The sequence below is a fragment of the Streptomyces sp. NPDC056160 genome (assembly GCF_042268205.1).
Classification (GTDB): Bacteria; Actinomycetota; Actinomycetes; order Streptomycetales; family Streptomycetaceae; genus Streptomyces.
The window spans coordinates 40771-66012 of record NZ_JBHJUW010000025.1; the positions used below are offsets into that span (position 1 = coordinate 40771).

Consider the following 25242-nt stretch of genomic DNA (forward strand, 5'->3'; position numbering starts at 1 on the left):
GATGACCGTGAGGCCGGCTCTTCCTGAGCCGGCCTCAGTCATGTCCCGGGGGCGCCGGTGGGCACATCGGGGGCGAATCGGGCGAACGGGAAACGACGGAAGGGCCGCTGCCCCCGAGCGGCTGCGGCCCTTCCCCCTCTACGGCGCTGTACGGGGCTCAGAGCACCCGGACGGCCCCGGTGGGCGGGTCGTACGACAGAGGCCTCTCCACGACGCCCGTGGAGGAGTTCTGCGCGCCGACGAACATACCGCCACCGACGTACACGGCCACGTGGTACGCGCTGCCGCTGCCGCCCCAGTAGAGGATGTCGCCCGGCTGCAGGTTGGACAGGGACACCTGGGTGCCGACGGTCGACTGGTCCTGGGAGACGCGCGGCAGGCTGACGCCCACCTGCTTGAAGGCGGTCTGCACGAGGCCCGAGCAGTCGTAGGCGGACGGGCCGGTGGCGCCGGGGATGTACGCCTTGCCGACCTGCGCCTTGACGAACGAGATGACGGAGGCGACCGAACCGGTCCCCGTGGACGTGCTGACGGACACGTCGGCGCTGCTGCTGCCGGAACCGCTGCCGGATCCCGTGCTCGCCTGGGTGGCGAGCGTGGTGCGGGCGGCGCTGCGCGAGGCCTGCTCGGCGGCGGCCTTGCGGGCGGCGGCCTCCTCGGCGGCCTTCTTCTTCGCGGCCTCGGCCTTCTTCTTGGCCTCGGCGAGGTCCGACTTGGCCTGCTTCGCGGCGGTCGCGGAGGCCGCGTCACGCTCGGCCTGGAGCTGGTAGTTCGCGGCGGTCTGCTGCGTGGCGTCCGCGGACTGGGCGACCTGGTTGGCCAGGTCGGCGGTGAGCGTGGGCAGTTCGAGGGTCTGGGTGACCGGCTCGGCGGCGCTCGCCGTGGAGGCGGACGCACCGGCCACTGCCAGGGTGCCGAGGACGCCACCGGCAACTCCGGCCCGCATCGCGATGGTCGACGCGCTACGGCGGGGCTTCCGGTGGCTGCGTATGTGAGCGGTGTGGGACATGGGAACAACCGGTATCAGGGGCTCCTCCATATCTTCAAGAAACGTGGTCTGCGCCACATTCGCTCAGCCGGGGGTGCGAACGCCGGGCGTGTCGTCCCTTATTGACGCCGTAACGGACATTGCGGGCACAGATGATCATGCCTGTGATCATGGTCTTTCGCTGTTACGCCCGAATTGCCCCGCACCTACCATCGGTTGGGACCGTTGGCCAAGCCCGGTTCTCATGAGCCTCTCATCGATGTGGCGGAGGTCACGGAACGGTCACCGTGCCCTCCCGCGTCCGCGCGCCCGCCTCAGGGGAGGGGGAGCGTCGACTTGTCCGATCGGTGCACGGAAGTCCCGAACGCCCCAGAGGCCACAGCAGCCACAGCGATCCCGGGAGCCACACGCGTCGCTTGTGAACGGGTGAACGCGCGGAAGCGCGTCCACTTTCCGTTCCGCGGTCCCTCTGATGTGTGAAAAGCAGCCCTATATCAAGGTCTTGACGCTGGCCGCCACTTTGCGCGGGACGCCGGTCATCTGATAGTGCAGACCCCCTCCGACCTGCAAATACGAGGTAAAATGTAACCAGTGGTGATCACTCAGGTGCTTCGCGTGCGAAGATCACCGCTCATCCGGCTTGATGATCCTTCGTCAGGTGGTGGAGATCACAAAGCTGGTGCAATACCCCGTGTCGCAGATCACAGAGTGTCGGGCATAGGATGCCCTGCAGTTGGGCTTGTGACCTGCTTCACATGTTCCCGATCTTCGCCGGGACGAGCGGGGCTCGTGGGACAGACGAGGCAGTTGTGAACCCAACGACCGCCAGCAGTCAGTGCCGACTGAGAGGAGCGAGGAGCGGTGAACGCGTATGCGCCCATCCTCGTACTGGGAGCCCTCGGGGCAGGCTTTGCGATCTTCTCCGTGGTCATGGCCACGCTGATCGGGCCGAAGCGGTACAACCGCGCCAAGCTCGAGGCGTACGAGTGCGGCATCGAGCCCACTCCCACGCCGGCCGGCGGCGGGCGCTTCCCCATCAAGTACTACCTGACGGCGATGCTCTTCATCGTCTTCGACATCGAGATCGTCTTCCTCTACCCCTGGGCCGTCACCTTCGACGCCCTGGGTGTTTTCGGGCTCGTGGAGATGCTGCTCTTCGTGCTCACCGTCTTCGTCGCGTACGCGTACGTATGGCGGCGCGGCGGCCTGGAATGGGACTGAGGGGCCTTATAAGACATGGGACTCGAAGAAAAGCTGCCGAGCGGCTTCCTGCTGACCACCGTGGAGCAGGCCGCGGGCTGGGTGCGCAAGGCGTCCGTCTTCCCGGCCACCTTCGGCCTCGCCTGCTGCGCGATCGAGATGATGACCACCGGCGCGGGCCGATACGACCTGGCCCGCTTCGGCATGGAAGTGTTCCGCGGTTCGCCCCGGCAGGCGGATCTGATGATCGTGGCCGGCCGGGTCAGCCAGAAGATGGCGCCGGTCCTGAGGCAGGTCTACGACCAGATGCCCAACCCCAAGTGGGTGATCTCCATGGGCGTCTGCGCCTCCTCGGGCGGCATGTTCAACAACTACGCGATCGTCCAGGGCGTCGACCACATCGTCCCCGTGGACATCTACCTGCCCGGCTGCCCGCCCCGCCCCGAGATGCTGATGGACGCGATCCTCAAGCTCCACCAGAAGATCCAGTCCACCAAGCTCGGCGTCAACGCCGAGGAAGCGGCCCGCGAGGCGGAGGAGGCGGCGCTCAAGGCCCTGCCCACGATCGAGATGAAGGGGCTGCTGCGGTGAGCGACGCGAACGGCACCCACGGCGCGGGCGGCGCGAACGGCTCCGCGAACGGCGTCAACCCCGAGAAGGACCTCGCCGCCCAGAACCTCCCGGGCCGGCGCGGCCAGGGCGGTGAGGAGATCCGCGTCCAGCGCGGCATGTTCGGCGCGAACAACGGCGGCGACACCTCCGGCTACGGCGGTCTGGTCCGCTCGGTGCGGCTCCCCGGCCCGGCGAGCCGGCCCTACGGCGGCTGGTTCGACGAGGTCGCCGACGAACTGGAGGGCGCCCTGGAGGAACAGGGCCTGCTCCCCGGCAACGCCATCGAGAAGACGGTCGTCGACCGCGGCGAGCTGACCTTCCACATCGAGCGCGAGCACCTGCTCCGGGTCGCCCGCACCCTGCGCGACGACCCCGCCCTGCGCTTCGAACTGTGCACGGGCGTCAGCGGGGTCCACTACCCGCACGACAAGGGCCGCGAGCTGCACGCCGTCTACCACCTGCGCTCGATCACCCACAACCGGCTGATCCGCCTGGAGGTCAGCGCCCCCGACAGCGACCGGCACATCCCGTCGCTGGTCCCCGTCTACCCGACGAACGACTGGCACGAGCGCGAGACCTACGACTTCTTCGGCATCGTCTTCGACGGTCACCCCGCTCTGACGCGGATCATGATGCCGGACGACTGGCAGGGCCACCCGCAGCGCAAGGACTACCCCCTCGGCGGCATTCCCGTCGAGTACAAGGGCGCCCAGATCCCGGCTCCGGACCAGCGGAGGTCGTACTCATGAGCACGCACACCCCGTCCTCGGCGACCCCCCGCGAGACCACCGAGGGCACCGTCTACACGGTCACCGGCGGCGACTGGGACGAGGTCGTCCAGTCCGCGGCCCGCGCCGACGACGAGCGCATCGTCGTCAACATGGGCCCCCAGCACCCCTCCACCCACGGAGTGCTGCGCCTCATCCTGGAGATCGAGGGCGAGACGGTCACCGAGGCCCGCTGCGGCATCGGCTACCTGCACACCGGCATCGAGAAGAACCTCGAGTTCCGCACGTGGACGCAGGGCACCACCTTCGTCACGCGCATGGACTACCTGACGTCCTTCTTCAACGAGACCGCCTACTGCCTCGCCGTCGAGAAACTCCTCGGCATCGAGGACCAGATCACCGACCGCGCCAAGATCATCCGCGTGCTCCTGATGGAGCTGAACCGGCTCTCCTCCCACCTGGTGTGCATCGCCACCGGCGGCATGGAGCTGGGCGCCACCACGATCATGATCTACGGCTTCCGCGACCGGGAACTGATCCTCGACATCTACGAGCTGGTCACGGGCCTCAGGATGAACCACGCCTACATCCGGCCCGGCGGACTCGCCCAGGACCTGCCACCCGGCGCGGTCGACCAGATCCGCGAGTTCGTCAAGAAGATGAAGAGGAACCTCCCGGAGTACGACAAGCTCGCCACCGGGAACCCCATCTTCAAGGCCCGCATGCAGGACGTCGGCTACCTCGACCTGGCCGGCTGCATGGCCCTGGGCGCCACCGGCCCGATCCTGCGCGCCACCGGCCTGCCGCACGACCTGCGCAAGACCCAGCCGTACTGCGACTACGAGACGTACGACTTCGAGATCCCGACCGCCGACACCTGCGACGCCTACGGCCGCTTCCTGATCCGCCTGGAGGAGATGCGCCAGTCGCTCAGGATCGTCGAGCAGTGCCTGGACCGGCTGCAGCCCGGTCCGGTGATGGTCGGCGACAAGAAGATCGCCTGGCCCGCCCAGCTCGCCCTGGGACCGGACGGCCTCGGCAACTCCCTCGACCACATCAAGAAGATCATGGGCACCTCCATGGAAGCCCTGATCCACCACTTCAAGCTGGTCACCGAGGGCTTCCGGGTGCCGCCGGGGCAGGCGTACGCGGCGGTCGAGTCCCCCAAGGGCGAACTCGGGGTGCACGCCGTGTCCGACGGCGGCACCCGCCCCTACCGGGTCCACTTCCGCGACCCGTCCTTCACCAACCTGCAGGCCATGGCGGCGATGTGCGAGGGCGGCCAGGTCGCCGACGTGATCGTCGCCGTCGCGTCCATCGACCCCGTGATGGGAGGCGTCGACCGGTGACCACCTCTTCTTCGGAGCGGGGCGTCAGCCTGGGCATGCCCGAACTGCCCGCTCCCGGCTACCCGGACGACGTCCGCGCCCGGCTGGAGGCCGACGCGCGCGAGGTCATCGCCCGCTACCCCGACTCGCGCTCCGCGCTGCTGCCGCTGCTGCACCTCGTGCAGTCGCAGGAGGGGCACGTCACGCGCACCGGGATGCAGTTCTGCGCGGACGTCCTCGGCCTGACCACGGCCGAGGTCACCGCGGTCGCCACCTTCTACACCATGTACCGGCGCAAGCCGTCCGGCGACTACCAGGTGGGGGTCTGCACCAACACCCTGTGCGCGGTGATGGGCGGCGACGCGATCTTCGAGGCGCTCCAGGAGCACCTGGGCGTCGGCAACGGCGAGACCACCGACGACGGCAAGGTCACCCTGGAGCACATCGAGTGCAACGCGGCCTGCGACTTCGCCCCGGTCGTGATGGTCAACTGGGAGTTCTTCGACAACCAGAGCCCCGCGAGCGTGCGCCGCCTGGTCGACGACCTGCGCGCGGGACGGCCGGTGACGCCCACGCGCGGTGCGCCGATGTGCACCTTCAAGGAGACCGCCCGCATCCTGGCGGGCTTCCCCGACGAGCGGGAGGGTGCCGCCGACGCCGGCGGCAGTGCAGGACCCGCTTCGCTGGTGGGCCTCCGCCTGGCCAGAGGAGAGGCCGCACCCGCGCGCGTGGTCCATCCCCGCGAGGGCGGCCCGCAGGACACCGTGCGGGACACCGCCGTCCACCAGCCGTCGCCGACGGAGCACCTCAGCTCCCACGACGCGCCGCAGGAGACATCGGCCTCGGATCCGTCGCACCCCGCGGGGCCCGCCGCGAAGGAGGGGGAGTGATGAGCGTGGCAACCGAACTCAACGAGTCCAGTCCCGAGAAGCTGCTCGCACCCGTGCTGTCGGCCTTCTGGGACGAGGACCGGTCCTGGACCCTGGACGTCTACCGAAGGCACGAGGGGTACGAGGGACTCCGCAAAGCACTCGCCATGTCGCCGGACGACGTGATCGCGTACGTCAAGGACTCCGGTCTGCGCGGTCGCGGCGGCGCGGGGTTCCCGACGGGGATGAAGTGGCAGTTCATTCCCCAGGGTGATGGGAAACCACACTATCTAGTTGTCAACGCCGACGAATCGGAGCCGGGAACCTGCAAGGACATCCCGCTCCTCTTCGCGAACCCGCACAGCCTCGTCGAGGGCATCGTGATCGCGTGCTATGCCATCAGGTCGTCGCATGCCTTCATCTACCTGCGTGGTGAAGTCGTACCGGTGCTGCGGCGGTTGCACTCGGCCGTGCGCGAGGCCTACGCGGCGGGCTACCTGGGTACGAACATCCTGGGCAGCGGGCTCGATCTCGACATCACCGTGCACGCGGGCGCCGGCGCGTACATCTGCGGTGAGGAGACCGCGCTGCTGGACTCGCTCGAAGGCCGCCGCGGCCAACCGCGGCTCCGTCCCCCCTTCCCTGCCGTCGCGGGCCTCTACGCGTGCCCGACTGTGGTGAACAACGTCGAATCGATCGCGTCGGTTCCCGCCATCCTGCAGAACGGCAAGGAATGGTTCAGGTCGATGGGCAGCGAGAAGTCCCCCGGCTTCACGCTCTACTCGCTCAGCGGCCACGTCGCGAGCCCCGGCCAGTACGAGGCCCCGCTCGGCATCACACTGCGTCAGCTCCTCGACATGAGCGGCGGCATGCGCCCCGGGCACCGGCTGAAGTTCTGGACCCCGGGCGGCTCCTCCACCCCGATGTTCACCGACGAACACCTCGACGTCCCCCTCGACTACGAGGGCGTGGGCGCCGCCGGTTCCATGCTCGGCACCAAGGCCCTGCAGTGCTTCGACGAGACGACGTGCGTGGTGCGGGCCGTGACCCGGTGGACCGAGTTCTACGCCCACGAGTCCTGCGGCAAGTGCACACCCTGCCGCGAGGGGACGTACTGGCTCGTGCAGCTGCTGCGGGACATCGAGGCCGGCAAGGGCGCCATGGCCGACCTGGACAAGCTGAACGACATCGCCGACAACATCAACGGCAAGTCCTTCTGCGCCCTCGGCGACGGCGCGGCCTCGCCGATCTTCTCCTCCCTGAAGTACTTCCGCGAGGAGTACGAGGAGCACATCACGGGCCGCGGCTGCCCCTTCGACCCGGCCAGGTCGACGGCCTGGGCGGACCAGCACACGGAGGTGCACGCATGACCGTGACCACCAACGCCCCTTCCTCGGGCGGCGCGGCGGCACCCCCGCCGGACGACCTCGTGACGCTGACGATCGACGGCATCGAGATCAGCGTGCCCAAGGGCACCCTGGTCATCCGGGCCGCCGAGCAGCTCGGCATCGAGATCCCCCGGTTCTGCGACCACCCGCTGCTCGCCCCGGCCGGCGCCTGTCGCCAGTGCATCGTCGAGGTCGAGGGCCAGCGCAAGCCCATGGCGTCCTGCACGATCACCTGCACCGACGGCATGGTGGTGAAGACCCAGCTGACCTCGCCGGTCGCGGAGAAGGCCCAGCACGGCGTGATGGAGCTGCTGCTCATCAACCACCCGCTGGACTGCCCGGTCTGCGACAAGGGCGGCGAGTGCCCGCTGCAGAACCAGGCCATGTCGCACGGCAATGCCGAGTCCCGCTTCGAGGGGAAGAAGCGGACGTACGAGAAGCCGGTCGCGATCTCCTCACAGGTGCTGCTGGACCGCGAGCGGTGCGTGCTGTGCGCCCGCTGCACCCGCTTCTCCAACCAGATCGCCGGCGACCCGATGATCGAGCTGATCGAGCGGGGCGCGCTCCAGCAGGTCGGCACCGGCGAGGGCGACCCCTTCGAGTCGTACTTCTCCGGCAACACCATCCAGATCTGCCCGGTCGGCGCGCTCACCTCGGCGGCCTACCGGTTCCGCTCCCGCCCCTTCGACCTCGTCTCCTCGCCGACGGTCTGCGAGCACTGCGCGGGCGGCTGCGCGACCCGCACCGACCACCGGCGCGGCAAGGTCATGAGGCGGCTGGCCGCCAACGACCCCGAGGTCAACGAGGAGTGGATCTGCGACAAGGGCCGCTTCGCGTTCCGCTACGCGCAGCTGAAGGACCGGCTGACGACGCCGCTGGTGCGCAACCCCGAGGGCGAACTGGTCCCGGCGTCCTGGCCCGAGGCACTGGAGATCGCCGCCCAGGGCCTGCTCGCCTCGCGCGGCCGCACCGGCGTCCTCACCGGCGGCCGGCTCACCGTCGAGGACGCCTACGCGTACAGCAAGTTCGCGCGCGTCGCCCTCGACACCAACGACATCGACTTCCGCGCGCGCGTGCACAGCGGTGAGGAGGCCGACTTCCTGGCCGCCCGCGTCGCCGGACGCGGCCGGGACGTCGACGGCACGGGCGTCACGTACACCGACCTGGAGAAGGCGCCCGCCGTCCTGCTCGCCGGGTTCGAGTCCGAGGAGGAGGCGCCCGGCGTCTTCCTGAGGCTGCGCAAGGCCTGGCGGGGGCACGGGCAGCAGGTGTTCGCGCTGGCCACCCACGCCACCCGCGGCCTCGACAAGGCGGGCGGCACCCTGCTTCCGGCCGCGCCCGGCACCGAGACCGAGTGGCTGGACGCGCTGGCGAGCGGGGTCGGACTGGAGGACAACGGCAGCCGCGCCGCCGAGGCGCTGCGCGCCGAGGGCGCGGTGATCGCCGTCGGTGAGCGGCTCGCCTCCGTCGCGGGCGGCCTCACCGCCGCCGTACGGGCCGCGACCGCGACCGGTGCCCGCCTGGTGTGGATCCCGCGCCGGGCAGGGGAGCGCGGCGCGATCGAGGCGGGAGCACTGCCGTCGCTGCTGCCGGGCGGCCGCCCGGCCACCGACCCGCGCGCGCGGGAGGAGGTCGCCGCCGTGTGGGGCGTCGCCGGCCTCCCGCACCGCTACGGCCGCGACACCGACCAGATCGTCGAGGCCGCCGCGGGCGGAGAACTCCAGGCGCTGCTGGTCGCCGGGGTGGAGGTCGCCGACCTGCCCGACCCGGCACGCGCGCGTGCGGCCCTGGCGGAGGTCGGCTTCCTGGTGTCGCTGGAGCTGCGGCCCGGCGAGGTCACCGAGCACGCCGACGTGGTCCTGCCCGTCGCCGCCGTCGCCGAGAAGGCCGGCAGCTTCCTGAACTGGGAGGGCAGGGTGCGCTTCTTCGAGGCCGCGCTCAAGCCCGAGCAGATGACCCGCCGCCTGGCCCCGACCGACCTGCGGGTGCTGCAGATGCTGGCCGACGCCATGGACGTCCACCTGGGCCTGCCGGACCTGCGGTCCGCGCACGCGGAGCTGGACCGGCTCGGCGCCTGGACCGGCCCGCGCGCCGCCGAACCGCTGGAGAGCGGGGGCGTGCTGCCCCGGCCCGCCGCCGGAGAGGCCGTGCTCGCCGGACACCGGCTGCTGCTCGACCACGGTGTGCTCCAGGAGGGCGACGAGGCGCTCGCCGGGACCCGGCACGCCGCACGCGCGCGCGTGTCGGCCGCCACGGCCGCCGAGGCGGGCGTCGCCGACGGCGACGTGCTCGCCGTGACCGGCTCGGCCGGAGCCGTCGAACTCCCTCTGGAGGTCACCGAGATGCCCGACCGGGTGGTGTGGCTGCCGCTGAACTCCGTCGGCGCCGGCGTCACGTCCGACACCGGGGCGCGGCCCGGCTCCCTCGTCCGTATCGGCCCGGCGACCCGTGCGGCCGAGGCCCTTGAGGAGGTGGAGGCATGAGCCCGTCCCTCGCCGCAGAGAACCTCTCGATGTTCGGCACCGACCCGTGGTGGCTCGTCGTCGTCAAGGCGGTGTTCTGCTTCGCCTTCCTGATGGTGACCGTGCTGTTCTCCATCGTCTGGGAGCGCAAGGTCGTCGCCTGGATGCAGCTGCGCATCGGCCCCAACCGGCACGGCCCCTGGGGCATGCTCCAGTCGCTCGCCGACGGCGTGAAGCTGATGCTCAAGGAAGACCTCGTCGTCAAGCGCGCGGACAAGGTGGTCTACGTCCTGGCGCCGATCGTCGCGGCCATCCCGGCGTTCATGGCGATCGCCGTGATCCCCTTCGGGCCGGCCGGCAACGAGATCTCGATCTTCGGTCACCGCACCGCGATGCAGCTGACCGACCTGCCGATCGCCATGCTGTACATCCTGGCGGTCGCCTCGGTCGGCATCTACGGCATCGTCCTGGCGGGCTGGAGCTCCGGTTCGACGTACCCGCTGCTCGGCGGCCTGCGCTCGTGCGCACAGATGATCTCCTACGAGATCGCGATGGGTGCCGCGTTCGCCTCGGTGTTCCTGTACTCCGGCTCGATGTCGACGTCGACCATCGTCGAGCAGCAGCACGACCGCTGGTACATCCTGCTGCTGCCGGTCTCCTTCGTGCTCTACATCGTCACCATGGTCGGCGAGACCAACCGCGCCCCCTTCGACATGCCGGAGTCCGAGGGCGACCTGGTCGGCGGCTTCAACACCGAGTACTCGTCGATCAAGTTCGCGATGTTCATGCTCGCCGAGTACGTGAACATGGTGACGGTCTCGGCCGTCTCCACCACCCTGTTCCTGGGCGGCTGGCGGGCCCCGTGGCCGATCAGCACCTTCTGGGAGGGTGCCAACCACGGCTGGTGGCCGCTGCTCTGGTTCGTGATCAAGGTGCAGCTGCTGCTGTTCTTCTTCATCTGGCTGCGCGGCACGCTCCCACGAGTGCGCTACGACCAGCTGATGAAGCTCGGCTGGAAGGTCCTCATCCCGGTCTCCGTGGTCTGGCTGATGCTCGTCGCGACCGTGCGGACCCTCAGGAACGAGCACTACGACTTCGCCGACATCGCGCTCTACGTCGGCGGCGGCGTCCTGGCCCTGCTGGTCCTGTCCTTCGTCGCCGACATGTTCCGCGAGAAGGCCAAGGAGGCCGAGCAGCCGCCCGCCGCCGGGGCGGCCGGGTTCGACCCGATGGCCGGCGGATTCCCCGTGCCCCCGCTGCCGGGACAGGAGCTGCCCCCGGTGCCGCGGCGCCGTCCGCACCGCGAGCGCGAGCTGATTGTCAGTGGTGGGGCGGACACTGTCAGTGACGGATCTCTGGATGGAAAGGAGGCGTCCGATGGCTGAGGAACCCAAGGAGACCAAGCCCGGTTTCCAGAACCCCGTGGCCGGCTTCGGCGTGACCTTCAAGGCCATGTTCAAGAAGCGGCTGACCGAGCAGTACCCGGAGCAGAAGAAGACCACCGCTCCGCGTTTCCACGGACGGCACCAGCTCAACCGCCATCCGGACGGCCTGGAGAAGTGCGTCGGCTGCGAGCTGTGCGCATGGGCCTGCCCCGCGGACGCCATCTACGTGGAAGGCGCCGACAACACCGACGAGGAGCGCTACTCCCCGGGCGAGCGCTACGGCCGCGTCTACCAGATCAACTACGCCCGCTGCATCCTGTGCGGGCTGTGCATCGAGGCGTGCCCCACGCGCGCGCTGACGATGACCAACGAGTTCGAACTGGCCGACTCCAGCCGCGCGAACCTCATCTACACCAAGGAGCAGCTGCTCGCCGGCCTCGAAGAGGGCATGGTCGACACACCGCACGCCATCTACCCCGGCACCGACGAACAGGACTACTACAGGGGCCTGGTGACCGAGGCCGCGCCGGGCACGGTGCGCCAGGCGGCCGTCTCCAAGGGGGAGAAGGCGGCGGACGAGGAGGTGGAGGCATGAGCCAGCAGCTCGCCGCCTACACCACCTCCACCGGGGAGGCCTTCCAGTTCTGGGTGCTGGGCACCTTCGCGGTGGTCGGCGCGCTGGGCACCGTCTTCATGAAGAAGGCCGTGCACAGCGCCCTGTGCCTGGCAGGCACCATGATCGTCCTGGCGGTGTTCTACCTCGCCAACGGCGCCTACTTCCTGGGGATCGTGCAGATCGTCGTCTACACCGGCGCGATCATGATGCTGTTCCTGTTCGTGGTGATGCTGGTCGGCGTGACCGCAGCGGACTCCCTGAAGGAGACCATCAAGGGCCAGCGCTGGCTGGCCCTTCTGTGTGGCCTCGGCTTCGGCGTCCTGCTCTTCGCGGGGATCGCCAACGCCTCCCTGAAGGACTTCGCCGGCGCCGGCAAGGCCAACGCGGGCGGCAACGTGGAGGGCCTGGCGGCCCTCATCTTCACCCGGTACGTGTACGCGTTCGAACTCACCGGCGCCCTGCTCATCACGGCCACGGTCGGCGCCATGGTGCTCACCCACCGCGAGCGCACCGAACGGGCGAAGACCCAGCGCGAGCTGTCCGAACAGCGCGTGCGCGAAGGAAAGCACGTACCGCCGCTGCCCGCCCCCGGCGTCTACGCCCGGCACAACGCCGTGGACGTCGCGGGCCTGCTGCCCGACGGCACGCCCTCCGAGCTGACGGTCAGCAGGACACTGCGTGAGCGCGGCCAGGTCCGCGACGTGTCGGCCGAGGCGCTGAACGACCTCAAGGCCCTGGAGCGGCGCGCCGAGGAGCGTCTGGAGCGCACCGGGATCGACCCGGCGAGCCGCAAGCGGCCCGAGGAGGCGTCGAAGTGAACCCCGTCAACTACCTGTACCTCGCCGCCCTGTTGTTCACGATCGGCGCCACCGGCGTCCTCATCCGGCGCAACGCCATCGTGGTCTTCATGTGCATCGAGCTGATGCTGAACGCGTGCAACCTCGCGTTCGTCGCCTTCTCCCGGATGCACGGCAACCTCGACGGCCAGATCATCGCCTTCTTCACGATGGTCGTCGCCGCGGCGGAGGTCGTGGTGGGGCTCGCGATCATCGTGTCGCTGTTCCGTTCCCGCCACTCGGCCTCGGTCGACGACGCCAGCCTGATGAAGCTGTAAGGGGTCGGAAGAATCGTGGAGAACCTGATCGCGCTGCTCATCGCGGCGCCCCTGCTCGGAGCGGCCGTCCTCCTGGTCGGCGGCCGGCGCCTGGACGCCGTCGGCCACTGGATCGGCACCCTGCTCGCTGCCGCCTCCTTCGTGATCGGCCTGGCCCTCTTCGCCGACCTCCTCGGCAAGGGCGCCGACCACCGCACGGTGACCCAGCACCTGTTCAGCTGGGTTCCGGTGGCCGGCTTCCAGGCGGACGTCACCTTCCGGCTCGACCAGCTGTCGATGACGTTCGTCCTGCTGATCACCGGGGTCGGCTCGCTCATCCACCTGTACTCGATCGGGTACATGGAGCACGACGAGCGGCGCCGCCGCTTCTTCGGCTACCTCAACCTGTTCCTCGCGGCGATGCTGCTGCTCGTCCTCGCCGACAACTACCTGCTGCTGTACGTCGGCTGGGAGGGCGTCGGTCTCGCCTCCTACCTGCTGATCGGCTTCTGGCAGCACAAGCCCAGCGCGGCGACCGCCGCCAAGAAGGCCTTCCTGGTCAACCGGGTCGGCGACATGGGTCTGTCGATCGCGATCATGCTGATGTTCACGACGTTCGGCACCTTCGCCTTCGGCCCGGTCTTCGGCCACGTGGGGGACACCTCACAGGGCAAGCTCACCGCGATCGGCCTGATGCTGCTGCTCGCCGCCTGCGGCAAGTCCGCCCAGGTGCCGCTGCAGTCCTGGCTCGGTGACGCGATGGAGGGCCCGACCCCGGTCTCCGCCCTCATCCACGCCGCCACGATGGTGACCGCGGGTGTCTACCTCATCGTCCGCTCGGGCGCGATCTTCAACGCGGCGCCCGACGCGCAGCTCGCCGTCACCGTCGTCGGCGCGGTCACGCTGCTGTTCGGTGCGATCGTCGGTTGCGCGAAGGACGACATCAAGAAGGCGCTGGCCGGCTCGACCATGTCGCAGATCGGCTACATGGTGCTGGCCGCGGGGCTCGGCCCCATCGGCTACGTCTTCGCGATCATGCACCTGGTGACGCACGGCTTCTTCAAGGCCGGACTGTTCCTCGGCGCCGGCTCCGTCATGCACGGCATGAACGACGAGGTCGACATGCGCAAGTACGGCGGCCTCAGGAAGTACATGCCGGTCACCTTCATCACCTTCGGGCTCGGCTACCTGGCGATCATCGGCTTCCCGGGCCTGTCCGGCTTCTTCTCCAAGGACAAGATCATCGAGGCGGCCTTCGCCAAGGGCGGCACCGAGGGCTGGATCCTCGGCGGCGCGGCCCTGCTGGGCGCGGCCATCACGGCGTACTACATGACCCGCGTGATGCTGATGACGTTCTTCGGCGAGGAGCGCTGGCGCGACCGGCCCACGGCCTCGCCCGCCGAGCCCAGCGCGGAACCGGCGGCCGAGGAGCGCGGCGCTGCCGCGTCTGGTCATGTCGCTGCCGCGAGGGGGGAAGCGCACCCGCACGAGTCGCCCGGGACCATGACCATCCCCATGATCGTGCTGGCCGTCGGGTCGGTCTTCGGCGGTGCGTTCTTCAGCATCGGCGACCGCTTCCTGCACTGGCTGGAGCCGGTCACCGGGCACAGCGAGGGCGACTCGCCGGTCAGCGCCGCGGTCGTCACCGGCGCCACCATGGTCTGCCTGGTGATCGGTGTCGCCATCGCCTGGGCGCAGTACGGCCGCAAGCCGGTCCCGGCCGTCGCCCCGCGCGGGTCGCTGCTCACCCGGGCCGCCCGGCGCGACCTGCTTCAGGACGACTTCAACCACGTCGTCCTCGTCCGTGGCGGCGAGCACCTCACCCGGTCCCTGGTGTACGTCGACCACAGCCTGGTCGACGGTGTCGTCAACGGCACGGCGGCCTCGGTCGGCGGCCTGTCCGGGCGGATGCGCCGGCTGCAGAACGGCTTCGCGCGTTCCTACGCGGTCTCGATGTTCGGCGGCGCGGCACTCCTGGTCGCCGCGACCCTGCTGATGAGGGCGGTCTGATACCGATGTCCTTTCCTCTGCTGACAGCGACGGCGGTGCTCCCGGCCGTCGGGGCCGTCGCCACGGCCGCCGTACCGGCCTCCCGGCGCGCGGCCGCCAAGTGGCTCGCGCTCGCCGTCTCCCTCGGCACGCTCGCGCTCGCGATCACCACCCTGGTCCGTTTCGACCCGGACGGTGCCCGCTACCAGCTCACCGAGTCCCACTCCTGGATCGCGGCCTTCGGGGTCCGCTACGAACTGGGCGTGGACGGCATCGGTGTGGCGCTCGTCGCGCTGACCGCGCTGCTGATCCCGTTCGTGGTCCTCGCGGGCTGGCACGACGCCGACCCCCTGGAGACCGGCAGCCGCCGCTGGCGGCCCACCCAGGGATTCTTCGCCCTGATCCTGGCCGTCGAGGCGATGGTGATCATCTCCTTCGAGGCCACGGACGTCTTCCTCTTCTACATCTTCTTCGAAGCGATGCTGATCCCGATGTACTTCCTCATCGGCGGCTTCGGGGACCGTGCCCACGAGCACGGAGAGGAAGCGGCCTCCACGCAGCGGTCGTACGCGGCGGTGAAGTTCCTCCTCTACAACCTGGTCGGCGGCCTGATCATGCTCGCCGCGGTGATCGGCCTGTACGTCGTCGCCGGGAACTTCTCCCTCACCGAGATCGCCGAGGCCCGCGCCAACGGTTCCCTGCACATGGCCACCAGCACCGAACGCTGGCTGTTCCTCGGCTTCTTCTTCGCCTTCGCGGTGAAGGCGCCGCTGTGGCCGCTGCACACCTGGCTGCCCAACGCGATGGGGGAGGCCACCGCCCCGGTCGCCGTCCTCATCACGGCGGTCGTCGACAAGGTGGGCACCTTTGCGATGCTGCGCTTCTGCCTCCAGCTGTTCCCGGGGGCGAGCAGGTGGGCGACGCCCGTCATCCTCGTCCTGGCCGTGATCAGCATCCTCTACGGAGCGCTGCTGGCGGTCGGTCAGCGGGACATCAAGCGCCTGATCGCCTACGCGTCGATCTCGCACTTCGGCTTCATCATCATGGGCATCTTCGCGATGACCAGCCAGGGCCAGTCCGGCGCGACGCTCTACATGGTCAACCACGGTCTCTCCACGGCCGCGCTGCTGCTGGTCGCCGGATTCCTGATCTCCCGTCGCGGCTCGCGGCTCATCGCCGACTACGGCGGGGTGCAGAAGGTCGCTCCCGTGCTCGCCGGCACCTTCCTGATCGGCGGCCTGGCGACCCTCTCCCTGCCGGGGCTCGCGCCCTTCGTCAGTGAGTTCCTGGTCCTGGTCGGCACGTTCACGCGCTACCCGGCCATCGGCATCGTCGCCACCTTGGGCATCGTGCTCGCCGCGCTGTACACCCTCGTCCTCTACCAGCGGACGATGACCGGCCCGGTGAAGCGGGAGGTCTCCGCGATGCCGGACCTCAGGGTGCGCGAGCTGGTGGTCGTGGCCCCGCTGATCGTGCTGCTGGTCTTCCTGGGCGTCTACCCGAAGCCCGTGACGAACATCGTCAACCCGGCGGTCAAGCAGACCATGTCCGACGTACACAAGACCGACCCCAAGCCCGAGGTGGAGGCCGCCAAGTGAGCGCAGCAGCCGTCCACAGCCTGTGGACAACCGCGGCCGACCCGATCGCCAAGATCGGCGCGCCGAAGATCGAATACGGGCAGTTGTCGCCCACCCTCATCGTGGTCGGCGCGGCGATCGTCGGGGTGCTGGTCGAGGCCTTCGTCCCGCGCAGATCCCGTTACTACGCGCAGGTGTTCGTGTCCGTCGTCGCCCTGTGCGCCGCCTTCGCCGCGGTCGTCGCCCTGGCGGCGGGCGGCTACGGCACCACCAAGGCGCACATCGCGGCGATGGGCGCCATCGCCGTCGACGGCCCGTCCCTCTTCCTGCAAGGCACGATCCTGCTGTCCGCGCTGGTCGGCCTGTTCACCTTCGCCGAGCGGCGCCTGGACCCGGAGGCGCACGGCAACCGCGTCGACTCCTTCGCCGCGCAGGCGTCGTCCGTGCCGGGCAGCGACAGCGAGAAGGCCGCGGTGAAGGCCGGATTCACCACCACGGAGGTCTTCCCGCTGCTCCTGTTCGCCGTCGCCGGCATGCTCGTCTTCCCCTCGGCGAACGACCTGCTGACCCTGTTCGTGGCCCTGGAGGTCTTCTCCCTTCCGCTGTACCTGCTGTGCGCCCTGGCCCGCCGCAAGCGGCTCATGTCGCAGGAGGCCGCGGTCAAGTACTTCCTGCTCGGCGCGTTCGCCTCCGCGTTCACCCTGTTCGGCATCGCCCTGCTGTACGGGTACGCGGGCTCGGTGTCGTACACGACGATCGCGCGGGTCGTCGAGGGCAACGTGCCCAGCGTCGACCCGGCGCTGGCCAACACCATGGGCAACGACGCGCTGCTGCTGATCGGCGCCGCGATGGTGGTGATGGGGCTGCTGTTCAAGGTGGGCGCCGTGCCGTTCCACATGTGGACCCCGGACGTCTACCAGGGGGCGCCGACCCCGGTCACCGGATTCATGGCGGCGGCGACCAAGGTGGCCGCCTTCGGCGCGCTGCTGCGGCTGCTGTACGTCGTGCTGCCCGGGATGCGCTGGGACTGGCGGCCGGTCATGTGGGGCGTGGCGATCATCACGATGCTCGGCGGTGCGATCGTCGCGATCACCCAGACCGACATCAAGCGGCTGCTGGCGTACTCGTCGATCGCCCACGCGGGCTTCATCCTCGCAGGTGTCATCGCCACCTCGAAGGACGGCGTCTCCTCCGTCCTGTTCTACCTGGCCGCGTACTCCTTCGTGACGATCGGCGCGTTCGCCGTGGTCACCCTGGTGCGCGACGCGGGCGGCGAGGCGACGCACCTGTCCAAGTGGGCCGGGCTCGGCCGGCGCTCCCCGCTGGTGGCGGCGGTGTTCGCGGTCTTCCTGCTGGCCTTCGCGGGCATCCCGCTGACCTCGGGCTTCGCCGGGAAGTTCGCCGTGTTCAAGGCGGCGGCGGAGGGCGGCGCGGCACCGCTGGTCGTGATCGGTGTGATCTCGTCCGCGGTCGCGGCGTTCTTCTACATCCGCGTGATCGTGCTCATGTTCTTCAGCGAGCCGCGCCCGGAGGGCCCGACGGTCGCGGTGCCGTCACCCCTGACGATGACCGCGATCGGCGTCGGCGTGGCCGTCACGGTGGTACTGGGCGTGGCCCCCCAGTACTTCCTCGACCTGGCGAACCAGGCGGGGGTGTTCGTGCGCTGAATCCCCGCCGCGCGGCACGACGAAGCGGCCCGGCTCCCCTGTGCGGGGGCCGGGCCGCTCGGCTGCGCGGGGGAGGGCTACCGGTTTCCTCCGTGGCGCGTTCTGATCCCGGTCAGGTCGAGGTCCACGGAGAACGGGGCGTCCACCTTCATCCGCTCCCGGAAGATGCCGACGCTGGTATAGGAACCGGTCGTGGGCTCCAGCTCGAAAGCGTGCACCACGGCGCGGCCGTTCTCGTTCTCGATCCTCCAGTAGTGAGGGATCTTGGCCCGGGAGTATTTGAGGGGTTTCGTCTCGCGGTCCCGGGAGACCGAGTCCTCGGAGACGACCTCGACGGCCAGGAGGACGGCCTCCGCGGGGAACCGGGTCTGTTCCGGCTCTTCCTCCACCACGTCTCCCCGTACGACGACCACGTCAGGCTCAGGCCTGTTCTGGCGGTCGATGTCGATGGTGAATTCGCGGAACACTTCGAAGTCCGTCGGCGCCAGAGACTGCAACTGCCACTTGAAGAAGTCGACAGCGCGCTCATGAAAAGCGGTTTGCGGACTCACGAAGACCAGGCTCCCGTCGATCAGTTCCGTATGCGGAGGCAGATTCGGGAGGTGGTCCAGGTCGTCGGCGGTCCAGCCGCCTTCCGGCGGAGTCGGCCAGGTGGGCTCGGACGCGCTCGGTGCGACGCTCATCAGTGCTCCCATGGGACGGAGTCTCGCCGGTGCATTCAGACTATCGGCCGGAAACGGGCAGGTCTCCTGCGTACGTGTGAACGAGTCTCGTGTCGTTGACCTGGCGCTGCGGGGGCCGGCCTGTGGACAACTCCAGCGCTGTCGGCGGCGCCCCCTATCGTGGAGGGAGTGGTCGAGGGACGACGTACGGGGGACGAGACGATGGACGGGACAGGCGGTGTCACAGAGATGGCAGTGACGGACAGCGAGGCGCTGGCCACGCTGCGCCGGGTCTTCGGGTACGAGGCCTTCCGGGGCGAGCAGGAAGCGGTCGTCGAGCACGTGGTGACCGGCGGCGACGCGGTCGTGCTCATGCCCACCGGTGGCGGCAAGTCCCTGTGCTACCAGATTCCGGCCCTGGTCAGACCCGGTACGGGCATCGTGGTCTCGCCGCTGATCGCCCTCATGCAGGACCAGGTGGACGCCCTGCGCGCCCTCGGTGTGCGCGCCGGCTTCGTCAACTCCACGCAGGACTTCGACGAGCGGCGAGTGGTCGAGGCGGAGTTCCTGGCCGGCGAGCTGGACCTGCTCTACCTGGCGCCGGAGCGGCTGCGCCTGGACGCCACGCTCGACCTGCTCTCGCGTGGCAAGATCTCCGTCTTCGCCATCGACGAGGCGCACTGCGTCTCGCAGTGGGGCCACGACTTCCGCCCCGACTACCTGGCCCTGTCGCTGCTGGGCGAGCGCTGGCCGGACGTGCCCCGCATCGCCCTCACGGCGACCGCCACCCGCACCACGCACCAGGAGATCACCGCGCGGCTGAACATGCCGCACGCCCGGCACTTCGAGGCCAGTTTCGACCGGCCCAACATCCAGTACCGGATCGTCCCCAAGGCCGACCCCAAGAAGCAGCTGCTGGCCTTCCTGCGCGCGGAGCACGCGGGCGACGCGGGCATCGTGTACTGCCTCTCGCGCAACTCGGTGGAGAAGACCGCCGAGTTCCTGTCGGCCAACGGCATCCAGGCGGTGCCGTACCACGCGGGCCTGGACGCGGGCACGCGCGCCGCGCACCAGTCGCGCTTCCTGCGCGAGGAGGGCCTGGTCGTCGTCGCGACCATCGCCTTCGGCATGGGCATCGACAAGCCGGACGTCCGGTTCGTCGCCCACCTCGACCTGCCCAAGTCTGTCGAGGGCTACTACCAGGAGACCGGCCGCGCGGGTCGCGACGGCCTGCCGTCCACGGCCTGGATGGCCTACGGCCTCAACGACGTCATCCAGCAGCGCAAGCTGATCCAGTCCGGCGAGGGCGACGAGGCCTTCCGCCGCCGGGCCGCCGCCCACCTGGACTCGATGCTCGCCCTGTGCGAGACGGCCACCTGCCGCCGCGGACAGCTCCTCGCCTACTTCGGCCAGGACCCCGACCCGTCCGGCTGCGGCAACTGCGACACCTGCCTGACCCCGCCGGAGACCTGGGACGGCACGGTCGCCGCCCAGAAGGTGCTGTCCACGGTCGTCCGGCTCCAGCGCGAGCGCGGGCAGAAGTTCGGCGCCGTGCAGATCATCGACATCCTGCTGGGCAAGCGCACCGGCAAGGTGATCCAGTTCGACCACGACCAGCTCTCCGTCTTCGGTATCGGCACGGAGCTGTCCGAGGGAGAATGGCGCGGCGTCGTACGGCAGTTGCTGGCGCAGGGCCTGCTGGCGGTCGAGGGCGAGTACGGCACGCTGGTGCTGACCGACGCGAGCGGCGCGGTGCTGCGCGCCGAGCGCGAGGTGCCGCTGCGCAAGGAACCGAAGCGGCCGGCCACCTCGCGGTCGGCCTCGTCCTCCTCCGGGCGGAGCAAGGGCAAGGCCGCCGTGGCCGAGCTGCCCGAGCACCTGCTGCCCGCCTTCGAGGCCCTGCGCGCCTGGCGCGCCGAGCAGGCCCGCGAGCAGGGCGTCCCCGCGTACGTCATCTTCCACGACGCCACGCTCCGCGAGATCGTCACGGTCTGGCCGGACTCGGTCGCCCAGCTCGGCACGGTGGGCGGGGTCGGTGAGAAGAAGCTCGCGACGTACGGGGAGGGCGTGGTCGGGGTCCTGGAGTCACTGGCGGCCCCGGCCGGCGACCGCCCAGGCACGGCCCCCGGTGCGGGACACGAACCGGAAGCGGGCGCCGAGTCCGTGCCCGAGCCCGAGCCGGACGACGACTGGATATAGACGGCTGGGCACAGGGGACGGGAGGGCCGAGAGCGGCCGCACGCCGCGTGTTCACCGCGCGCGTGAGGCGTACGCCCTGACATCCGCGTCAGCGTTCGCCGTGGCCGTGGCCGTGGCCGTGGCCGTGGCCGCACGGGCGGGGGCCGGCGAGGCGTGCCGCGTCAGCGCCAGGGCCGCGGCGTTGCGGACGTCCCCGTTGGGGTCGGTTCGCGGAGTGCCTGGCCAGGGCGGGCACGGCGGCTTGTCGACGGCCTTGCCCGGAGCGACGCCGACGCGTCGCAGGGCGCGTACGAGGGTGCCGTCGGTGGCGGAGCCGATGCCGGTGGAAACCTTCGCTGTCGGCCGGGGCCTGCGGGTGCGCCGCGTCAGCCCAGTGCCGTCAGCCCCGGCGCGAACGTGATCAGCAGCGGAAGCAAGGGCACCAGGGCCGCCACGGTCGTGGTCAGCGCTCTGCGCCTGCGGTCAAGCCGAGGCGGGGGCTCCAGGAGGCGGTCCACCCGCTCACCGAGCAGACGGTGGCTGGAGGCACAGGAGAGGACCCCGCGGTGCTGGTTGAGTTCGATCAGGGCGAGAGCGGTGGTGAGGTGGCCGTGGCGGCGGGACGCGGTGTCGTCGGCGGCCAGTTCGACCAGGCGATGGGTCTGGTCGCAGAAGTGCGCGAAGAGCGGGAGACGCGGGAAGCCGGTCGCCAGCGCCGTCGACAGGTGCAGCAGCCAGTCGTGGTGCGCGCGGGCGTGCCCGCGTTCGTGGGCGAGCACGGCGTCGAGCTGGTGGCCCGTCAGACGCCGCAGCGCGCCGGTGGTGACGACGAGCTGGGGCGGGTGGCCGGGCATCCACCAGGCGTCGGGGTACTCGTCCTCCAGCACCAGCATCGGCCCGCGCGCGAGGGGAAGTCCCGCGGGCAGGTCCGGGGCCCGCTCCCGCAGGTGCGCGCGGGCCAGGCCACGGCGGCGGCGGGCCTCGGCCAGTTCGCGACCGAGCATCGCGGTGGTCCAGGCGGCGCCGCACGCCAGCAGCAGAGTGAGGGCGGCGGCCCAGGCCGGCGCGACCGACAGGTCGTACGCGGCGGTCACCGCGGGCGGTGCGGGAGCGAACACCCGGTCGCGCACGGTGTGGAAGACGGCCGCCGCGCCCAGCACCAGGGCGGCCAGGCAGCACAGCAGGACGGTGGCCACCAGGCACTGCCAGACCCACAGTGCGACCACGGGTTCCCGCTCGGGCCACTCCGCCCGGGTCAGAGCGCGGGGAACCGGCACGGCGGCCGTCAGAGCGACGGCGCTCAGCAGGAGCAGGCAGACGGTCATGCCACGGTCTCCGGTCCTGATCGGAGGTGGGCGGATGTCGGGTCGTGCGGTGGGGCGTGCGGTGCGGTGCGGTGGAGCGGGATGCGGTGCGGGGCGTGCTGTGCGGCATGCGATGCGGTGGTGCCGGGAGTCGAGCCGCGGTCGTACGGGCGAGTGGTGCGCGGTGGTGCCGTGCGGACCGTGCGGGCGTGGTGCGCGCGCAGCGCGGGCCTATCCAGTATGACGGGGACGGGCCCCACGAGTCATGGTCCGGCGGCAACCGACCCGCACGGCATCCGTGATGACGACTACGGCGTCACCCCGCCACGATCCGCCCCGTCACCTCTCCCAGCCCCACCCGGGTCCCGTCCGCGCCCGGGGCCCACGCCGACAGCGTCACCACGTCCCCGTCCTCCAGGAACGCACGCTTGCCGTCCGGGAGTTCGAGCGGTTCACGGCCGTTCCACGTGAGTTCCAGGAGCGAGCCGCGCTGGGCGGGCTCCGGTCCGCTCACCGTGCCCGACCCGTACAGGTCGCCGGTGCGCAGCGAGGCACCGTTGACGGTCATCTGGGCCAGTTGCTGGGCGGCCGTCCAGTACATGGTGGAGAAGGGCGGTTCGGACACGACGTGGCCGTTGATCGCGATGGAGATCCGCAGGTCATAGCCGCCGGGCTCCTCCCCGGTGTCGTCCAGGTACGGCAGCAGCTGGTGCGTGCGGTGCGGCGGGGCCAGCCGCGCGTCCTCCAGGGCGTCCAGCGGAGTGATCCACGCCGACACCGACGTGGCGAACGACTTGCCGAGGAAGGGTCCGAGCGGAACGTACTCCCAGGCCTGGATGTCCCGTGCCGACCAGTCGTTGAGCAGGCAGAGCCCGAAGACGTGCTCGCGGAAGTCCGCGAGGGCCACCGGCTGTCCGAGCCGCGAGGGCACGCCCACCACGAAACCGACCTCGGCCTCGATGTCCAGCCGGACGGAGGGCCCGAAGACGGGGGCGGGGTCGGCGGGCGCCTTGCGCTGTCCCGAGGGGCGTACGACGTCCGTGCCCGACACGACCACCGTGCCGGAGCGGCCGTGGTAACCGATCGGCAGATGCTTCCAGTTGGGGGTCAGCGAGTCCCCGGCGTCGGGGCGGAAGATCTGGCCGACGTTGCGCGCGTGGTTCTCGGACGCGTAGAAGTCGACGTAGTCCGCGACCTCGAAGGGCAGGTGGAGGGTGACCGAGGACAGGGGGTGCAGGAACTGTGCCACCGTCTCCTGGTGGGCGGGCACGGTCACCCACGCCGTCAGCGCGCGCCGTACGTCCGACCAGGCGGTGCGGCCCGCGGCGAGCAGCGGGCTCAGGGTGGGTCGCGCCAGCAGGGCGGCGTAGGGGGAGCCGAGCGCCAGTGCCGCCGCGCCCGCGTCGAGGACGTGGTCGCCGAGCCGGACGCCGACGGTCCGTTCCTGCGATCCCGCGCGGGAGAAGACACCGTAGGGAAGGTTGTGCGGACCGAAGGGGTCGCCCTCGGGGACCTCGAAGGGGGGCATCGGGTTCTGCCTCTCTTTCGTCTGCCGTGCGTTCCGTGGGGCGCAGGCGGCGGCCGGGCCACACGGTCATGTGGTCGCGCCACACGTTACGGAAGAGGTGCCGTCTTGGGCAGGGGATAAAGAGTCCACAATGTCCGGATTGGGCTTGCCGGGGCGGCAATTGCGCCTCAGCGCACCCGGCCTCACCACCCGGCACCGACCCGGCACCGACACCGGGTATCACCACCCGGATCGGCCCGGCACCACCGCCCGGCACCGGCTCGGCACCGCCGCCGCACGGGCGCGGTCCACCGGGCACGTGGCCCCGTTCCCGTGCGTCACCCGCGTGGCGGATGATCCGTATTCTCTGATCATGCCCGTTCGCCCCGCCCCCGCCCTCATCGCCACCGACCTGGACGGAACGCTGCTGCGCGGCGACGACACCCTGTCCGAGCGTTCCCTCGCCGCGCTCGCGCGGGTGACGGCGGCGGGCGCACGGCACCTCGTCGTGACCGGCCGGCCGGCGCCGAGGGTGCGGTCGCTGCTCAAGGACCTGGGGTGCACGGGGCTCGCGGTCTGCGGCCAGGGCGCGCAGCTCTACGACGCCGGGGCGGACCGCCTGCTGTGGTCGGTGACGCTGGACCGGGAGACGGCCGAGACGGCGCTCGGCAAGATCGAGGCCGAGGTGGGCGAGGTGTACGCGGCGGTCGACCAGGACGGAGTGGACGGGCTCACGCTCATCGAGCCCGGGTACCGCATGCCGCACCCGACCCTGCCCGCCCGGCGGGTGGGGCGGCGCGACGACCTGTGGCGCACGCCCATCAGCAAGGTGCTGCTGCGCCATCCCGGCCTGTCCGACGACGAGCTTGCGGAGGCGGCCCGCGGTGTGGTCGGTTCCCTCGCCACGGTCACCATGTCGGGCCCGGGGACCGTGGAACTGCAGCCCCGCGGCATCACCAAGGCGACCGGTCTCGCGCTGGCCGCCGGGCGTCTGGGGCTGGGGCCCGAGGGCACCCTCGCCTTCGGGGACATGCCGAACGACATCCCCATGTTCCGGTGGGCCGCCCGTGGGGTGGCGATGGCCGACGCCCATCCGGAGCTGAAGGCGGTCGCCGACGAGGTCACCACGTCGAACGAGGACGACGGCGTGGCCGTCGTCCTCGAGCGACTGTTCACCTGACCCGGTCGGCTCAGTACGCGCTGTAGACGTTGTCGATGGAGCCGTAGCGCGCTGCTGCGTAGTTGCAGGCGGCCGTGATGTTGGAGACCGGGTTGTAGATGTCGAACGAGGTGCCCGACACGTGGTAGGCGTTGAAGGTCGGCTGGATGACCTGGAGCAGGCCCTTGGACGGGATGCCCGCGGCGGCGTTGGAGTCCCAGTTGTTGATGGCCATCGGGTTGCCGGACGACTCGCGCATCACGTTGCGGTAGATGCCGTTGTACGTGCCGGGGATGCCCTTCTGGCCCATGATCGCGAGCGACTCGCGGATCCAGCCGTCCAGGGTGTTCGGGTAGGCGACGGTGCTCGCCGCCGTGGCGGTGGTCGTGGCCGTCGTGGTGGTGGCCGCGGAGGCGCTGGCGGCGCCGATCAGGGGCAGGGCGAGGACGGCGGCACCCGTGCCGGAGACGGCGAGGGTGCGGACGAGGCGAGCGGTGCGGGAACGGCGCTGACCGTTTGCGTGCATGGCG

General features: G+C 70.4%; 21 protein-coding genes. 16 read left to right on the plus strand and 5 right to left on the minus strand.

Features of this window, described 5'->3' with window-relative positions:
• Positions 1-157: 157 nt before the first annotated feature.
• Entirely contained in the window at positions 158-1009 is an 852-nt protein-coding gene (locus tag ACFC02_RS12120) for a C40 family peptidase (RefSeq protein WP_376355605.1), read from the minus strand.
• Positions 1010-1849: 840 nt separating this feature from the next.
• Here ACFC02_RS12120 and ACFC02_RS12125 point away from each other — a divergent pair.
• From ACFC02_RS12125 to nuoN, 14 genes are read left to right on the plus strand one after another with little or no spacing between them, the layout of a single operon-like run.
• Positions 1850-2209, plus strand: a complete 360-nt coding sequence (locus ACFC02_RS12125; RefSeq protein ID WP_007383963.1) for an NADH-quinone oxidoreductase subunit A — start codon at positions 1850-1852, stop codon at positions 2207-2209.
• Between the two features lie 15 nt (positions 2210-2224).
• Positions 2225-2779 carry an NADH-quinone oxidoreductase subunit B family protein gene (locus ACFC02_RS12130; protein WP_009190037.1) on the plus strand — a complete coding sequence of 185 codons (555 nt, stop codon included), beginning with the start codon at positions 2225-2227 and terminating at the stop codon, positions 2777-2779.
• Entirely contained in the window at positions 2776-3549 is a 774-nt protein-coding gene (locus ACFC02_RS12135) for an NADH-quinone oxidoreductase subunit C (RefSeq protein WP_376355608.1), read from the plus strand. Before ACFC02_RS12130 ends, ACFC02_RS12135 begins: the two co-directional genes overlap by 4 nt.
• Positions 3546-4877: an NADH-quinone oxidoreductase subunit D gene (locus ACFC02_RS12140; protein WP_376355610.1), complete on the plus strand. Its 1332-nt coding sequence runs from the start codon at positions 3546-3548 to the stop codon at positions 4875-4877. Before ACFC02_RS12135 ends, ACFC02_RS12140 begins: the two co-directional genes overlap by 4 nt.
• Entirely contained in the window at positions 4874-5746 is an 873-nt protein-coding gene (nuoE, locus tag ACFC02_RS12145) for an NADH-quinone oxidoreductase subunit NuoE (protein ID WP_376355612.1), read from the plus strand. Before ACFC02_RS12140 ends, nuoE begins: the two co-directional genes overlap by 4 nt.
• Entirely contained in the window at positions 5743-7095 is a 1353-nt protein-coding gene (nuoF, locus tag ACFC02_RS12150; RefSeq protein ID WP_360978933.1) for an NADH-quinone oxidoreductase subunit NuoF, read from the plus strand. Before nuoE ends, nuoF begins: the two co-directional genes overlap by 4 nt.
• Positions 7092-9596, plus strand: coding sequence for an NADH-quinone oxidoreductase subunit G (locus ACFC02_RS12155; RefSeq protein ID WP_376355614.1), 2505 nt, complete (start codon positions 7092-7094; stop codon positions 9594-9596). Before nuoF ends, ACFC02_RS12155 begins: the two co-directional genes overlap by 4 nt.
• The gene (gene nuoH, locus ACFC02_RS12160; protein WP_376355616.1) at positions 9593-10960 is read left to right on the plus strand and encodes an NADH-quinone oxidoreductase subunit NuoH; all 1368 of its coding nucleotides are present in this window, start codon (positions 9593-9595) and stop codon (positions 10958-10960) included. The genes ACFC02_RS12155 and nuoH overlap by 4 nt, the downstream gene beginning before the upstream one ends.
• Positions 10953-11555, plus strand: a complete 603-nt coding sequence (gene nuoI, locus ACFC02_RS12165) for an NADH-quinone oxidoreductase subunit NuoI (RefSeq protein WP_376355618.1) — start codon at positions 10953-10955, stop codon at positions 11553-11555. Before nuoH ends, nuoI begins: the two co-directional genes overlap by 8 nt.
• Positions 11552-12394: an NADH-quinone oxidoreductase subunit J gene (locus ACFC02_RS12170; RefSeq protein ID WP_376355620.1), complete on the plus strand. Its 843-nt coding sequence runs from the start codon at positions 11552-11554 to the stop codon at positions 12392-12394. Before nuoI ends, ACFC02_RS12170 begins: the two co-directional genes overlap by 4 nt.
• Positions 12391-12690: an NADH-quinone oxidoreductase subunit NuoK gene (gene nuoK, locus ACFC02_RS12175; RefSeq protein WP_003974374.1), complete on the plus strand. Its 300-nt coding sequence runs from the start codon at positions 12391-12393 to the stop codon at positions 12688-12690. The genes ACFC02_RS12170 and nuoK overlap by 4 nt, the downstream gene beginning before the upstream one ends.
• Positions 12691-12705: 15 nt before the next feature.
• Positions 12706-14679, plus strand: a complete 1974-nt coding sequence (gene nuoL / locus ACFC02_RS12180) for an NADH-quinone oxidoreductase subunit L (RefSeq protein ID WP_376355622.1) — start codon at positions 12706-12708, stop codon at positions 14677-14679.
• A gap of 5 nt (positions 14680-14684) precedes the next feature.
• On the plus strand, positions 14685-16256 hold the full coding sequence (locus tag ACFC02_RS12185) for an NADH-quinone oxidoreductase subunit M (RefSeq protein ID WP_376355624.1): 1572 nt from the start codon (positions 14685-14687) through the stop codon (positions 16254-16256).
• The gene (gene nuoN / locus ACFC02_RS12190) at positions 16253-17902 is read left to right on the plus strand and encodes an NADH-quinone oxidoreductase subunit NuoN (RefSeq protein WP_376355626.1); all 1650 of its coding nucleotides are present in this window, start codon (positions 16253-16255) and stop codon (positions 17900-17902) included. The genes ACFC02_RS12185 and nuoN overlap by 4 nt, the downstream gene beginning before the upstream one ends.
• Before the next feature lie 77 nt (positions 17903-17979).
• Here the strand turns inward: nuoN and ACFC02_RS12195 are convergent, their stop codons facing one another.
• On the minus strand, positions 17980-18585 hold the full coding sequence (locus ACFC02_RS12195) for a Uma2 family endonuclease (RefSeq protein WP_376355660.1): 606 nt from the start codon (positions 18583-18585) through the stop codon (positions 17980-17982).
• 201 nt (positions 18586-18786) lie between these two features.
• Between ACFC02_RS12195 and recQ the strand changes: the two genes are divergently transcribed.
• Entirely contained in the window at positions 18787-20763 is a 1977-nt protein-coding gene (gene recQ / locus ACFC02_RS12200; RefSeq protein WP_376355662.1) for a DNA helicase RecQ, read from the plus strand.
• A 365-nt stretch (positions 20764-21128) separates the two neighbouring features.
• Here recQ and ACFC02_RS12205 read toward each other — a convergent pair whose 3' ends face one another.
• Together ACFC02_RS12205 and fahA are read right to left on the minus strand one after the other, a co-directional pair.
• The gene (locus ACFC02_RS12205) at positions 21129-22067 is read right to left on the minus strand and encodes a M56 family metallopeptidase (protein ID WP_376355628.1); all 939 of its coding nucleotides are present in this window, start codon (positions 22065-22067) and stop codon (positions 21129-21131) included.
• Positions 22068-22362: 295 nt separating this feature from the next.
• Complete coding sequence (gene fahA, locus ACFC02_RS12210) at positions 22363-23574, minus strand: fumarylacetoacetase (protein ID WP_376355630.1); 1212 nt, start codon at positions 23572-23574, stop codon at positions 22363-22365.
• A 352-nt stretch (positions 23575-23926) separates the two neighbouring features.
• Between fahA and ACFC02_RS12215 the strand changes: the two genes are divergently transcribed.
• Positions 23927-24733 (plus strand): HAD family hydrolase, encoded by an 807-nt coding sequence (locus ACFC02_RS12215; RefSeq protein ID WP_376355632.1) that lies wholly within the window; start codon positions 23927-23929, stop codon positions 24731-24733.
• Positions 24734-24743: 10 nt separating this feature from the next.
• Here the strand turns inward: ACFC02_RS12215 and ACFC02_RS12220 are convergent, their stop codons facing one another.
• The gene (locus tag ACFC02_RS12220) at positions 24744-25238 is read right to left on the minus strand and encodes a transglycosylase SLT domain-containing protein (protein WP_376355634.1); all 495 of its coding nucleotides are present in this window, start codon (positions 25236-25238) and stop codon (positions 24744-24746) included.
• Between the last annotated feature and the right edge of the window lie 4 nt (positions 25239-25242).

What these genes read in the sequence shown, in the direction of transcription:
- ACFC02_RS12130 (WP_009190037.1), top strand. Translation starts at nt 2,225, where the DNA reads ATGGGACTCGAAGAAAAGCTGCCGAGCGGCTTCCTGCTGACCACCGTG.
- ACFC02_RS12215 (WP_376355632.1), top strand. Translation starts at nt 23,927, where the DNA reads ATGCCCGTTCGCCCCGCCCCCGCCCTCATCGCCACCGACCTGGACGGA.
- recQ (WP_376355662.1), top strand. Translation starts at nt 18,787, where the DNA reads ATGGACGGGACAGGCGGTGTCACAGAGATGGCAGTGACGGACAGCGAG.
- fahA (WP_376355630.1), bottom strand. Translation starts at nt 23,574, where the DNA reads ATGCCCCCCTTCGAGGTCCCCGAGGGCGACCCCTTCGGTCCGCACAAC.
- ACFC02_RS12185 (WP_376355624.1), top strand. Translation starts at nt 14,685, where the DNA reads ATGTCCTTTCCTCTGCTGACAGCGACGGCGGTGCTCCCGGCCGTCGGG.
- ACFC02_RS12170 (WP_376355620.1), top strand. Translation starts at nt 11,552, where the DNA reads ATGAGCCAGCAGCTCGCCGCCTACACCACCTCCACCGGGGAGGCCTTC.
- ACFC02_RS12120 (WP_376355605.1), bottom strand. Translation starts at nt 1,009, where the DNA reads ATGTCCCACACCGCTCACATACGCAGCCACCGGAAGCCCCGCCGTAGC.
- nuoI (WP_376355618.1), top strand. Translation starts at nt 10,953, where the DNA reads ATGGCTGAGGAACCCAAGGAGACCAAGCCCGGTTTCCAGAACCCCGTG.
- ACFC02_RS12220 (WP_376355634.1), bottom strand. Translation starts at nt 25,238, where the DNA reads ATGCACGCAAACGGTCAGCGCCGTTCCCGCACCGCTCGCCTCGTCCGC.
- ACFC02_RS12155 (WP_376355614.1), top strand. Translation starts at nt 7,092, where the DNA reads ATGACCGTGACCACCAACGCCCCTTCCTCGGGCGGCGCGGCGGCACCC.
- ACFC02_RS12140 (WP_376355610.1), top strand. Translation starts at nt 3,546, where the DNA reads ATGAGCACGCACACCCCGTCCTCGGCGACCCCCCGCGAGACCACCGAG.
- ACFC02_RS12195 (WP_376355660.1), bottom strand. Translation starts at nt 18,585, where the DNA reads ATGAGCGTCGCACCGAGCGCGTCCGAGCCCACCTGGCCGACTCCGCCG.
- nuoH (WP_376355616.1), top strand. Translation starts at nt 9,593, where the DNA reads ATGAGCCCGTCCCTCGCCGCAGAGAACCTCTCGATGTTCGGCACCGAC.
- ACFC02_RS12205 (WP_376355628.1), bottom strand. Translation starts at nt 22,067, where the DNA reads ATGACCGTCTGCCTGCTCCTGCTGAGCGCCGTCGCTCTGACGGCCGCC.